General features: G+C 58.0%; 12 protein-coding genes. 6 read left to right on the top strand and 6 right to left on the bottom strand.

Annotation, left to right across the window (positions count from 1 at the left end):
* Window positions 1-259 precede the first annotated feature (259 nt).
* Window positions 260-1147: a threonine/homoserine exporter RhtA gene (rhtA, locus tag KGB21_RS14105; protein WP_034151387.1), complete on the top strand. Its 888-nt coding sequence runs from the start codon at window positions 260-262 to the stop codon at window positions 1145-1147.
* A 168-nt stretch (window positions 1148-1315) separates the two neighbouring features.
* The gene (locus tag KGB21_RS14100) at window positions 1316-1597 is read left to right on the top strand and encodes a hypothetical protein (RefSeq protein ID WP_034151386.1); all 282 of its coding nucleotides are present in this window, start codon (window positions 1316-1318) and stop codon (window positions 1595-1597) included.
* Between the two features lie 15 nt (window positions 1598-1612).
* On the opposite strand, the gene KGB21_RS14095 is transcribed toward KGB21_RS14100, so the two are convergent.
* The gene (locus tag KGB21_RS14095) at window positions 1613-2173 is read right to left on the bottom strand and encodes a TetR/AcrR family transcriptional regulator (protein ID WP_034151385.1); all 561 of its coding nucleotides are present in this window, start codon (window positions 2171-2173) and stop codon (window positions 1613-1615) included.
* 91 nt (window positions 2174-2264) lie between these two features.
* Between KGB21_RS14095 and KGB21_RS14090 the strand changes: the two genes are divergently transcribed.
* Both KGB21_RS14090 and KGB21_RS14085 read left to right on the top strand, forming a co-directional pair.
* On the top strand, window positions 2265-2993 hold the full coding sequence (locus KGB21_RS14090) for an SDR family oxidoreductase (RefSeq protein WP_034151384.1): 729 nt from the start codon (window positions 2265-2267) through the stop codon (window positions 2991-2993).
* A gap of 36 nt (window positions 2994-3029) precedes the next feature.
* Window positions 3030-3620 carry a 2-hydroxychromene-2-carboxylate isomerase gene (locus tag KGB21_RS14085; RefSeq protein ID WP_223505446.1) on the top strand — a complete coding sequence of 197 codons (591 nt, stop codon included), beginning with the start codon at window positions 3030-3032 and terminating at the stop codon, window positions 3618-3620.
* Here the strand turns inward: KGB21_RS14085 and KGB21_RS14080 are convergent.
* On the bottom strand, window positions 3617-4612 hold the full coding sequence (locus tag KGB21_RS14080; RefSeq protein WP_034151382.1) for a zinc-dependent alcohol dehydrogenase family protein: 996 nt from the start codon (window positions 4610-4612) through the stop codon (window positions 3617-3619). The two genes, KGB21_RS14085 and KGB21_RS14080, sit on opposite strands and share 4 nt — an antisense overlap.
* 104 nt (window positions 4613-4716) lie before the next feature.
* Here KGB21_RS14080 and KGB21_RS14075 point away from each other — a divergent pair, with 104 nt between their 5' ends.
* Window positions 4717-5637 carry a LysR family transcriptional regulator gene (locus KGB21_RS14075; RefSeq protein WP_223505449.1) on the top strand — a complete coding sequence of 307 codons (921 nt, stop codon included), beginning with the start codon at window positions 4717-4719 and terminating at the stop codon, window positions 5635-5637.
* Here the strand turns inward: KGB21_RS14075 and KGB21_RS14070 are convergent.
* The 4 genes from KGB21_RS14070 to KGB21_RS14055 form a co-directional block, all read right to left on the bottom strand.
* Window positions 5630-7438, bottom strand: coding sequence for an aminopeptidase P family protein (locus KGB21_RS14070; RefSeq protein ID WP_223505445.1), 1809 nt, complete (start codon window positions 7436-7438; stop codon window positions 5630-5632). The two genes, KGB21_RS14075 and KGB21_RS14070, sit on opposite strands and share 8 nt — an antisense overlap.
* Before the next feature lie 64 nt (window positions 7439-7502).
* Window positions 7503-8660, bottom strand: coding sequence for a cysteine desulfurase family protein (locus KGB21_RS14065; RefSeq protein WP_034151379.1), 1158 nt, complete (start codon window positions 8658-8660; stop codon window positions 7503-7505).
* 206 nt (window positions 8661-8866) lie between these two features.
* On the bottom strand, window positions 8867-9478 hold the full coding sequence (locus KGB21_RS14060; RefSeq protein WP_034151378.1) for a LysE family translocator: 612 nt from the start codon (window positions 9476-9478) through the stop codon (window positions 8867-8869).
* Window positions 9479-9578: 100 nt separating this feature from the next.
* The gene (locus KGB21_RS14055; protein WP_034151377.1) at window positions 9579-9848 is read right to left on the bottom strand and encodes a lipoprotein; all 270 of its coding nucleotides are present in this window, start codon (window positions 9846-9848) and stop codon (window positions 9579-9581) included.
* 488 nt (window positions 9849-10336) lie between these two features.
* Here KGB21_RS14055 and msuE point away from each other — a divergent pair, with 488 nt between their 5' ends.
* Window positions 10337-10900 (top strand): FMN reductase, encoded by a 564-nt coding sequence (gene msuE, locus KGB21_RS14050; protein ID WP_223505444.1) that lies wholly within the window; start codon window positions 10337-10339, stop codon window positions 10898-10900.
* Window positions 10901-10906 lie beyond the last annotated feature (6 nt).

Below are 10906 nucleotides of genomic sequence, written 5' to 3'. Positions count from 1 at the left end.
TTTCGACTTCGATGACCTGAAGCAACCTGCTGCCGAAAACTGCGTAACTCGTTGTTTACCAAGGAGTTTTCCGTTTCGACTGCGCCGGAAGTGGGGCGAATTATAGACACCTGAGATCTGCCGTCAAGCACTGATTTGGTTTTTCTATCAGCAAGCACAATATCGCTGCTTATATATAGACGCGCCGGCAGCGATTGCGCAGTATATTGCCCAATACTAAGTAAAAAGCCCAAGCCCCTCACTCGGACAACGCCACTCGATGAATGATCAGCCTCGCAGTCTTGCCTCGACCCTGTTTTCGGTCGGCCTGCTAATAATAGCCATGGCATCGATTCAGTCCGGAGCCTCTTTGGCCAAAAGCATGTTCCCCATTGTTGGCGCCCAGGGAACGACCACCCTGCGCCTGGTCTTTGCCAGCGTGATCATGCTGCTGCTTTTACGCCCGTGGCGGGCGCAGCTCACCGCAAAGTCGCTGCGCACCGTCATCGTCTACGGCATGGCACTGGGTGGCATGAACTTCCTCTTCTATATGTCCCTGCGCACGGTTCCCCTGGGGATTGCGGTAGCACTGGAGTTCACTGGGCCCTTGGCCGTTGCCATTTATGCTTCACGCCGTGCCATCGACTTTTTGTGGATAGCACTGGCGGCTGTCGGCTTGCTGCTTTTGATACCTACAGGAGCAACCTCGGCGGGAATTGATCTCGCAGGTGCCGGTTACGCATTAGGCGCAGGCGTGTGCTGGGCGCTGTACATTCTTTTTGGGCAAAAGGCCGGCGCTGACAATGGAGTCCAGACCGCTGCGCTGGGCGTAATGATTGCAGCGCTTTTCGTAGCGCCTATCGGCATCGTGCATGCAGGCGCAGCGTTGTTGACGCCATCACTGATTCCGATCGCCATCGGTGTCGCCCTCTTATCCACTGCCCTTCCCTACACGCTGGAGATGGTCGCCCTGACACGCATGCCTGCCAGGACCTTTGGTACCTTGATGAGCATTGAACCAGCAATAGGAGCGCTGTCAGGCTTGTTATTTCTCCAAGAGTACCTATCGCTGTCACAGTGGATGGCTATCTTGTGCATCATTCTGGCATCCGTCGGCGCCACCATGACAATGGGTAGCGCCGCCAAGCCTGTCGTTGCGGCGGATTGATACAGGGTTTGACGAGACTCTGGTATTTACCGCTCATTTAGGCCATGTTTAGGCCCGCAACCTAGAGTCAGACAAGGATTTTTCAGGACAGGGATCTCAGAACGCTTCAAACGAAAGCGAATAAAGCCAGACCCGGGCACCAGATTCGGGAACGCTACAAGGAAAGCAATGAAACGAATTTTGATCCTGATCGCCGTACTTGCAATTGCGGGCTGCGCGGCGACATCGAAGACCCAAACCAAACACGGCAGGAAGGGTCTGCATATCAACTGTTCAGGGCTGTCGTCCTCTTGGGACAAGTGCTACGCCAGCGCGGCCAACTCGTGCGCACCCAAGGGATACAAGGTTATCGCCAAGTCCGGGGATGCCGTAGAGGAACCGGGGGATTATCCATTTGGGCTTAACCCTGCCGGTTATACCAGCCGCAGCATGATCGTAATTTGCAAATAAGTTGAAGCCAACCTGTCAGGCTCTCGAGCCTTCGATCTGGCGGCCGATCTCATCGTAACTGGACTTCAGCACTTTGCGCTGCAGCTCCGGAGTGGCGAGCATCCGCGCCACTACCAACGCCCCGATGCATTGCGACAGAATGGCCCAAGCCAGACTGTCGCTTTCCAGCACCTGCGCCCAACTTTCCTGAAGCTGACAAATCCAGTGTTCCGCCTGCTGCCGAATCAATACATCGGAACGGGCAATCTCGGCGCCCAATACCGGTAATGCACATCCGGTTTCCGGATGATCGACGTGGGACATGCTCAGGTAATGCTTCAAGCAGCGCTCAAGTTTGTCGCGATCCTGATCAGCTCCCAGCCGTTCCAGGCTCTGGCTCAACTCACGCTCGACGATGGACGCGAACAGCTCGTCCTTCGATGAGAAGTGGCTGTAGAAAGCGCCGCCACTCAAGCCGATCGCCTTCATCAGACCGTCGACACCCACAGTAGAAAAACCGGATTTTTTGGCCGAGACCGAACTGCTTTGCAGCAGCTTTTCTTTGGTTTCCAGCTTGTGATTGGCCGAGTAGCGCATTGCCTTTCCTCAGAGTTGATCGCCTTGACGCTGATCGAATCGTAGCATAACGTTCGTTTAGTTAACGATCGTTTACCAAAGGGATCTGCCCATGAATAACAAGAAGGTCGTACTGGTTGTCGGCGCTGGGGATGCCACGGGGGGCGCCATCGCCAAACGTTTTGCCCAAGAAGGATTTGTAGCCTGCGTCACCCGCCGCAGCGCGGATAAACTCCAGCCACTTGTAGATGCCATCAAGGCCACGGGAGGTGAAGCTCACGGATTTGCTTGCGATGCACGCAAGGAAGAAGACGTGGTCGCACTGGTCGAACAGATCGAAAGCGAGATTGGACCTATCGAAGCATTCGTGTTCAACATCGGCGCCAACGTGCCCTGCAGCATTCTCGAAGAAACCGCGCGCAAATATTTCAAGATCTGGGAAATGGCCTGTTTCTCCGGATTTCTCAATGCCCGTGAGGTGGCCAAGCGCATGGCCAAGCGGCAACGGGGCACCATCCTGTTCACCGGAGCTACCGCCGGGATGCGCGGAGCGGCGGGGTTTGCCGCTTTCGCCGGTGCCAAACACGGGATTCGCGCGCTGGCGCAGAGCATGGCCCGTGAACTTGGACCGATGAACATCCACGTCGCCCACGTTGTCGTTGACGGTGCCATCGATACCGATTTCATACGCGACAGCTTCCCCGAAAAGTACGCGACCAAGGATCAGGATGGGATCCTCAATCCCGAGCACATTGCCGAGAACTATTGGTACTTGCACAGCCAGCCACGCGACGCCTGGACCTTCGAGCTGGACCTGCGTCCCTGGAGTGAACGCTGGTAAGCCCTCCCCCATAACAATAAGCAGAGCGTATCGATCATGAGTAAAACCGTGGAATTCTTCTTCGACCTGGGCAGCCCAGCCACCTACCTGGCGTACACCCAGTTGCCGAATATCTGTGAGCAAACCGACAGCCATCTGATCTACATCCCGATCCTGCTCGGCGGCGTGTTCAAAGCCACCGGCAACGCTTCGCCGGCAACCATTCCGGCCAAGGGCCGTTACATGTTTCAGGACCTCGACCGTTATGCCAAACGCTACGGCGTGCCGCTGAAATTCAACCCGCACTTCCCGATCAATACCTTGATGCTCATGCGCGCCGTCACCGGTATGCAGATGCGCCATCCCGAGCGTTTTGCGGCCTTCATCGACTGCCTGTTCAAGGCCCTGTGGGTTGACGGCCGCAACCTCGATGAATCGGCAACCGTGGTCGAAGTATTGACCCAGCACGGTTTCGACCCCAACGAGGTGCTGGCCCTGACCGCCGATGAGGAAGTCAAAGCCGTACTCAAGGACAACACCGAAAAAGCCGTGCAGCGTGGTGTGTTCGGTGCACCGAGTATGTTTGTCGATAATCAGCTGTTCTTCGGCCAGGACCGACTGGACTTCGTCGTCGAAGCCCTTCGTTAAATCTCGATGATCAGCCTCCCCTGCCCATCTCCAGATTGGAGAAGCTCATGGGAGGCCTCGGCTGTTTCCATACTGAACTGGCGTGGATCAAGAATCGGCATCACATCACCCGCTTCGATCAAGCGCGCTGCGTCGCGGAGAATATCCCCATGATGCTCACGCCCCCTCCCCGTCAGTAAAGGCAATAAGGTAAATACTCCGGAATAGGTCGCCCCGCGAAACGAAAGCGGTGCCAAGCTGTGCTGTCCCCACCCGAGGCAACTCACTACATGGCCGTGGTAAACCCGTGCGGCCTGGAACGACTCATCCAGAACTTTACCGCCCACCGTGTCGTAAACAATATCGAAACCCTCCCCGCCCGTATGCTCAGCCATGTAGGTCTCTACCGAAGTCTTGCGATCAATAAAGGTCGCGCCCAAGCCTTCGATAATTTCCTGCTGCTTTGTCGAACCTTTGGCAAACACGTCAGCACCAAATGCGCGGGCAATCTGCACCGCGATGTGTCCAACACCTCCCGCCCCACCGTGAATCAGCACCTTGTGCCCCGTTCGCACCTGAGCCCGATCAACCAAACCTTCCCACGCGGTAATCAGTATCAACGGCAACCCCGCCGCTTCGCGCATGCTCAGGTTGGCAGGTTTGCGCGCCAGTAGCCGAGCATCGACCACCGCGAACTCCGCAAGGGAGCCCTGCGCACCGCCAATTCCGGTCGCCATCGCATAGACCTCGTCACCCGGCTGCCATCCTCTGACACCCTCTCCCAAAGCCTCAACCGTTCCCGCCAGATCCATCCCCAACACTGCTGGCAGAGGCTGACGGGCATGGACGGCCTGCCCCGAACGAATTTTTATGTCCAAAGGGTTCACCCCACTGGCCGCAATCCGCACCAATACTTGCCCGGCTTCAGGCACTGGTCGTTTAATGCAGGCCAAGCGTAGCGGTCCGTTAATCGAGTCAACAATCAGCGCGCGCATGTGCATTGAGTCAGTCATTTCATCTATTCCCGTAAGAGGTGTTTGTAGGACAAATCCTCCGCCACTTCACTCATTCCGATAAGACGCCAAATAGCTATAGTGAACATGCCTATCTGGCATCAATGAGAGACACTGTGGACAAACTCAATGCAATGGCCATTTTCGTCCGGGTGGTCGAACGCGGCAGCTTTACCGCCGTCGCCCGGGAGATGCACACCAGTCAACCGACCATCAGCAAAATACTGCGAGCGCTGGAAACCGGGCTGGGTGGAAAGCTGATCTCCCGTAGCACACGCAAGTTGTCCCTAACCGATGAGGGGCAGCGCTACTACAACGAATGCCGACGAATTCTCGAAGCAGTGGATGCCGCCGAACACAGCTTCAAGTCCGGCCGGGAAAACATCGCCGGGCATCTGCGTGTTGGCTCCTCGGTCAGCTTCGGACGCTTGCAAATTGCCCCGCGTCTACCGGATTTTCTAAAACGCCACCCCGAATTAGAAATCGATCTGCAACTGAATGATCAGAACCAGGATTTAGTCAGCGAAGGGTTGGATGTGACATTGAGGATTGGCGAGTTGAACGACAGCGGCCTCATCGCCCACCACGTCGGCACCACCCATCGAGTGACCGTCGCATCGCCTGCCTATCTCAAAAAAAACGGACAACCGCAAACACCGCGGGAACTCGGCGAGCACAACTGCCTGCTGTTCAACCTGCTAAGCAACCAGAACCTGTGGTGTTTCGAACGAGAAGGACAACGCCACGATGTGCGGGTCAAGGGCAATGCCCAAAGTAACAATTCCGAGGCGATCCGCGAGATGGTGTTGGGGGGTTTAGGAATTGCGCTGTCGCCGGTGTGGCTTTTCAGCGAGGATCTGAAGGCTGGGAGAGTGACGGCGATTTTGCAGGATTACACTGCGCAGTCGCTGCCGATACATGCGGTGTCCCCGGCGAATCGTCGCCAATCCGCCAGGGTCAAAGCCTTTGTCGATTACATGGCCCAGGCGCTCGAACAAGCGCCTGAGCTAGATCCGATCAAATAGCCGCAGTGCGAGTGTGCAACCACTCAAGGGCGGCACCGTCGAGCAACGGGCTCAAACGCTCACGCACTTCGGCGTGGTAAGCGTTGAACCACTGTTTCTCTTCTTCAGTCAGCAGCGACGGCTCGAGGCAGCGGGTATCGATCGGGCACAGGGTCAGGGTTTCGAACTTGAGGAACTCGCCGAATTCACTGCAACCCGCTTCGCGGTTCATCGCCAGGTTCTCGATTCGCACACCCCACCGGCCCGGGCGGTAGGTGCCCGGCTCGATGGAGGTGATCATGCCCGGTTGCATCGCGGTTTGCGGTGCCGGTGCGGCTTGATAGGCGATGACTTGCGGGCCTTCGTGAACGTTGAGGAAGTAGCCGACGCCGTGACCGGTGCCGTGACCGTAATCGACGCTTTCCGCCCAGATCGGCGCACGGGCGATAGCGTCCAGCAACGGCGACAGGATGCCTTTGGGGAATTGCGCACGGGACAAGGCAATCACGCCTTTGAGCACGCGGGTGCAATCGCGTTTCTGCTCGGCTGTCGGCGTACCGACCGGCACCATCCGCGTAATGTCAGTCGTGCCGCCCAGGTACTGGCCGCCGGAATCGATCAGCAATAGACCGTCGCCTTCGATCACCGCGTGTTCTTCTTCAGTGGCGTGGTAATGCGGCATGGCGCCGTTGGCGTTGAACGCGGCAATGGTGTTGAAGCTCAGCGACACATACCCCGGACGGCGTTCACGGGCGGCGGTCAGCTTCTCGTCGATGGTCAGTTCGGTGATGCGCTCCTGGCCCAGCGCCGAGTCCAGCCAGGTGAAGAATTCGCACAGCGCCGCGCCGTCCTGCTCCATGGCCTGACGGATGTGCTCGGCATCGGCCTGGCTTTTTTGCGACTTGGCCAACGTGGTCGGGTTCAAGCCTTCGACTAACTTCACGCCGCTGTCGAGGTTATCCAGTAAACCCGCCGTTACCCGTGCAGGGTCGACCAGCAGACTCGCCCCACTCGGCACCTGACGCAGGGCATCGGCCACTTCGCTGTAATCGCGCAGGGTCACGCCGTCCTGTTCGAGGACCGCACGCAACTCGGCGTCGACCTTGCTCAACGCCACAAACAGGGTCGCCTGTTGCTGGCTGATCAAGGCGAAGGAAACAAACACCGGGTTGAACGACACATCGCCGCCGCGCAGGTTGAACAGCCAGGCGATGTCATCGAGTGTGGCAATGAAGTGCCAGTCGGCACCTTTCGCCTGCAAGGTTTCCCGCAACTTGGCGAGCTTCTCGCCACGGCTGACGGTCGCCTGGGGTGGCAAGTGCTGATAGATCGGCTCGTTCGGCAGCGTCGGGCGATCGCTCCAGACTTCGCTCAACAGATCGATATCGGTGCGCAGGCGTGCGCCGCGCTCTTCGAGTTTGCTGCCCAGGGTGCGCGCCGAGGCCACGGCCATCACCGCACCATCCACCGCGACCACGCCGCCCTCAGGGGTTTGCTCGGCCAGCCAGTCCAGCGGCCCCGGTTGACCCGGTTGCAGCTTGACCAGCTCGATGCCGCTGCCCTTGAGTTCCTTGGTCGCTTGCTCCCAATAACGGCTATCGGCCCACACGCCGGCAAAATCCGGCGTGACGATCAGCGTACCGACCGAACCGTGGAAGCCCGACAACCACTGCCGCCCTTGCCAGTAGCCCGGCAGGTATTCGGACAGGTGCGGGTCGGCCGACGGCACCAGCAGGGCATGGATGCCCTCCCGGCTCATCAGCTCGCGGGTTTGTGCCAGGCGCTGGGGCACCGATCCGGTGATCGAAAACTGCGTATTCATCATGACTCCTGCTAACCACTCATCATTATTGTTCAGTGCCGATCAAGGTCGGCGCTTTATACCCTTACTGCCAGAATGCCGGAGCACTGGCGCAGGCCGCTTTAATCAGTTCTACCGCTTGATCGATATCCTGCTCGGTGGTGAAACGCCCTAGGCTCAAGCGAATGGTGCGACTCGCCGAGCGAGCGTCATGCCCCAGGGCCAACAACACGTGGGACGGTGCATTACTCGCGGAATTGCACGCCGAGGTCGCGGAAAAGGCGATCGACGCCAGCAACGCCGCCGAATTGAACTCGCCTTCGTTGAAGGTCAGGCTCAGGGTATGCGGGATGCGTTGGCTTGGGCTGCCATTGAGCCGAACGCCGGGAATGCTCAGCAGTTGATCGAGCAAGCGCTCACGCAGACGCACGATCAAGGCTTTTTCTTCATCGAACGCGGCTGCCGCCAAGGCGAAGGCTGCACCCATCGCGGCGATCTGGTGTGTGGCCAGTGTGCCGGAACGTAAACCACCCTCGTGACCACCGCCGTGAATCTGCGCCAGCACACGCTGTTGCGCGCGCGGACCGACATACAGCGCGCCGATGCCTTTGGGTCCGTAGAGTTTGTGCGCCGAGAATGACATCAGATCCACCGGCCACTGCGCCAAATCAATCGACACCTTGCCCGCGCCTTGCGCGGCGTCAACATGCAGCAACGCATTGCGCTCACGCACAACCTGGCCGATGGCCGGGATGTCGTTGACCGTACCGAGTTCGTTGTTCACCAGCATCAGTGACACCAGGAAGGTGTCCTCGCGCATGGCATCGCTGACCGCTTGCGCGGTGATCAGGCCATCGGTGTCCGGCACCAGATACGTTACCGCCACGCCCGCGTCCTGCAATTGCCTTGCGGTATCGAGGATGGCCTTGTGTTCGATCTGGCTGGTGATGATGTGGCCGCCGGCAACGCCGCGCGCCTGGGCGACGCCCTTGAGGGCCAGGTTGTTGGATTCGGTGGCGCCGGAGGTCCAGACGATCTGCTCGGGCTGCGCGCCCACCAGTTCAGCGACCTGGCGCCGCGCCTGCTCGACCGAATGCCGGGCCTGTTGGCCAAACACGTGGGAGCTGGACGCAGGATTGCCGAAATTACCGCTGAAACCCAGACACTCGACCATGACCTTGATGACCCGCTCATCCACCGGCGTGGTGGCGGCGTAGTCGAAATACAACGGACGTTTATTCATAAATGACTCGCAGAGCGTGTTCCGGGATCAGGAGGCTCGTGACTGCAAACGGCAAGACGCAGCCTTGTGAGCCGCGCCCGGTTTTCAGAACGTTACCAATACCTGATCGGATGCCGTTAAAGAAGTACCACTTCATTTAAAAGTGCGTAGGAACGCTCCTGAAAAGCGAGCTTAACAGGCATCGGCCGACCGGTTGAAGCAATGCGTCAGTTAAAGCTTTCGAGCAGGATCGGATACAGCGAAGCGACCAGCAGCGCGGCCATGCCCCAGTTGAACAGACGCAACCAGCGGCGGTCCTTCAGCACGTTGCGCAACAACGTGCCGCACGCGGCCCAGACACCGACGCTCGGCAGGTTGATCAAGGCAAACACCGCCGCAATCACGATGACATTGGTGAAGTAACCCTGCATCGGCGTGTAAGTGCTGATCGCGCCGATTGCCATGATCCACGCCTTGGGATTGACCCACTGAAACGCGGCGGCACCGAGGTAGCTGATCGGCTTGGCCTCAGGTTTTTCACTGTCTGAGACAGGTCCAGAATGGGCAATTTTCCACGCCAGATACAGTAAATACGCCGCTCCGACGTATCGCAGCACGGTGTAGAGCAACGGATAAGTCTGGAACACCGCGCCCAAGCCAAAACCGACCGCCACGACGAGCACGAAGAAGCCGCAAGTGATGCCGAGCATGTGAGGAATGGTGCGGTTAAAGCCGAAATTCACGCCCGATGCCAGCAACATCGTGTTGTTCGGGCCGGGTGTGATCGAGGTGACGAGGGCAAACAGGGCGAAGCCCAGCAGCAGATCGAGCGAGAGCATGGTGGCAATCCATCAGGGTCAGTCAGGTAGTGACCCTATCGCACACCCCGGAGGAAACCCACGGACAGTTGGGTAAAACTTCCAGCCGTACAGTTTTCCCTCAGCTTGGACGACCGTGCAGCTGTACAGCTCGCTCGGCGTTCATCTCACCCTGTTTGTCGAAACCGAAAGTCTTCTGCGGCTGACCGAGCAATTCAGCTTTTTTCGCGTGGTATTCGTCGAAGGACAAGCCGCGGCGGTTCAACGCCTCAAGCGCCAGTTCTCGGGTTTCTTCAGCGGTGTAGGGCCGCAGTTCCGGGGAAACATGGCTGGCACATCCGGCAAGAACGGAGACTGCAAGCAACAACATAGTGGTCAGTAGAGTTTTCATGTTCGGCGTCCTGGCAACTGGGTTCGGGGCAATGAACACAGGCTACTCGCGCCTTTGGATGGGCAGAAATCATCGCTCTCGATAGTGGGTATCGAGATTGGAACGCTATTACGTGTAGGAGCCGGGTTACTGGCGATGACGCCCCGCAGAACACCTCAGGTTTCGAAACCTCCTCGCCAGCAAGCCGGCTCCTACAACGGCCTCATATATTTCCTAATGATCTATAAATATCAATCAATGATCTTTTGAGGAATAACAAACAGCCTTTATAACAACTGCATGGCCTGACGCACTGTTGCTCACGCAACTGTTTGCCAGGCAACAGTCATTCAGCAAACAGCCCTTGAATATCAACAGCGTCGTCTGATCAACGCGCTGAAAGCCCCGTAAATCGAGGCTTATAGGGATTGGTACAGCTCTTGCTCAATAGGGGAAAGCCCAGTGATGACTCACTGCTCCCCCAGCAACTGTTTAAAAAGGAACTGATCATGTCGCGTCCATTGAAAGTCGTTGCCCTCTCCGGCGGCACCTGGCGTCCCTCCCGCACTTTGGTGCTGACCCAAGCGCTGTTGGCACAACTGGCCGAACAACTGCCGATCGAGAGCAAGCTGATCGAACTGGGCGACATCGCCCGACCATTGGGCGCGGCGTTGTCCCGTCAAGAATTGAGTGCGGACATCGAAGCCGAACTGCAAGCCATCGAAAATGCCGACTTGTTGATCGTCGCCGCGCCGATCTATCGCGGTTCTTACCCTGGCCTGCTCAAGCACCTGTTCGACCTGATCGACCTGAATGCGCTGATCAATACGCCGGTGCTGCTGGCCGCCACCGGTGGCAGCGAACGTCACGCGCTGGTGCTCGATCACCAGTTGCGACCGCTGTTCAGTTTCTTCCAGGCGTTGACCTTGCCGATTGGCGTGTATGCCACCGAAGCCGATTTCTCCAATTACCAAATAACCAGTGAGCCCTTGAAGGCCCGCATACGCCTTGCTGCAGAACGCGCCGCGCCGTTGTTCGGCGTGCACCCCAACAATCTGCTGAAAATCGCTTAAGGATTT

The sequence above is a fragment of the Pseudomonas sp. GL-RE-29 genome, from assembly GCF_019947275.1.
Classification (GTDB): domain Bacteria; phylum Pseudomonadota; class Gammaproteobacteria; order Pseudomonadales; family Pseudomonadaceae; genus Aquipseudomonas; species Aquipseudomonas fluorescens_A.
Note: the sequence above shows the minus strand (reverse complement) of the source record. Positions and strands in the feature narration are given on the sequence as shown.

Excerpts from the sequence above, each read along its gene's own strand:
- KGB21_RS14100 (WP_034151386.1), top strand. The coding sequence starts at position 1,316 with ATGAAACGAATTTTGATCCTGATCGCCGTACTTGCAATTGCGGGCTGC.
- KGB21_RS14085 (WP_223505446.1), top strand. The coding sequence starts at position 3,030 with ATGAGTAAAACCGTGGAATTCTTCTTCGACCTGGGCAGCCCAGCCACC.
- KGB21_RS14070 (WP_223505445.1), bottom strand. The coding sequence starts at position 7,438 with ATGAATACGCAGTTTTCGATCACCGGATCGGTGCCCCAGCGCCTGGCA.
- KGB21_RS14090 (WP_034151384.1), top strand. The coding sequence starts at position 2,265 with ATGAATAACAAGAAGGTCGTACTGGTTGTCGGCGCTGGGGATGCCACG.
- KGB21_RS14095 (WP_034151385.1), bottom strand. The coding sequence starts at position 2,173 with ATGCGCTACTCGGCCAATCACAAGCTGGAAACCAAAGAAAAGCTGCTG.
- KGB21_RS14065 (WP_034151379.1), bottom strand. The coding sequence starts at position 8,660 with ATGAATAAACGTCCGTTGTATTTCGACTACGCCGCCACCACGCCGGTG.
- KGB21_RS14075 (WP_223505449.1), top strand. The coding sequence starts at position 4,717 with ATGAGAGACACTGTGGACAAACTCAATGCAATGGCCATTTTCGTCCGG.
- KGB21_RS14060 (WP_034151378.1), bottom strand. The coding sequence starts at position 9,478 with ATGCTCTCGCTCGATCTGCTGCTGGGCTTCGCCCTGTTTGCCCTCGTC.
- msuE (WP_223505444.1), top strand. The coding sequence starts at position 10,337 with ATGTCGCGTCCATTGAAAGTCGTTGCCCTCTCCGGCGGCACCTGGCGT.
- rhtA (WP_034151387.1), top strand. The coding sequence starts at position 260 with ATGAATGATCAGCCTCGCAGTCTTGCCTCGACCCTGTTTTCGGTCGGC.
- KGB21_RS14080 (WP_034151382.1), bottom strand. The coding sequence starts at position 4,612 with ATGACTGACTCAATGCACATGCGCGCGCTGATTGTTGACTCGATTAAC.
- KGB21_RS14055 (WP_034151377.1), bottom strand. The coding sequence starts at position 9,848 with ATGAAAACTCTACTGACCACTATGTTGTTGCTTGCAGTCTCCGTTCTT.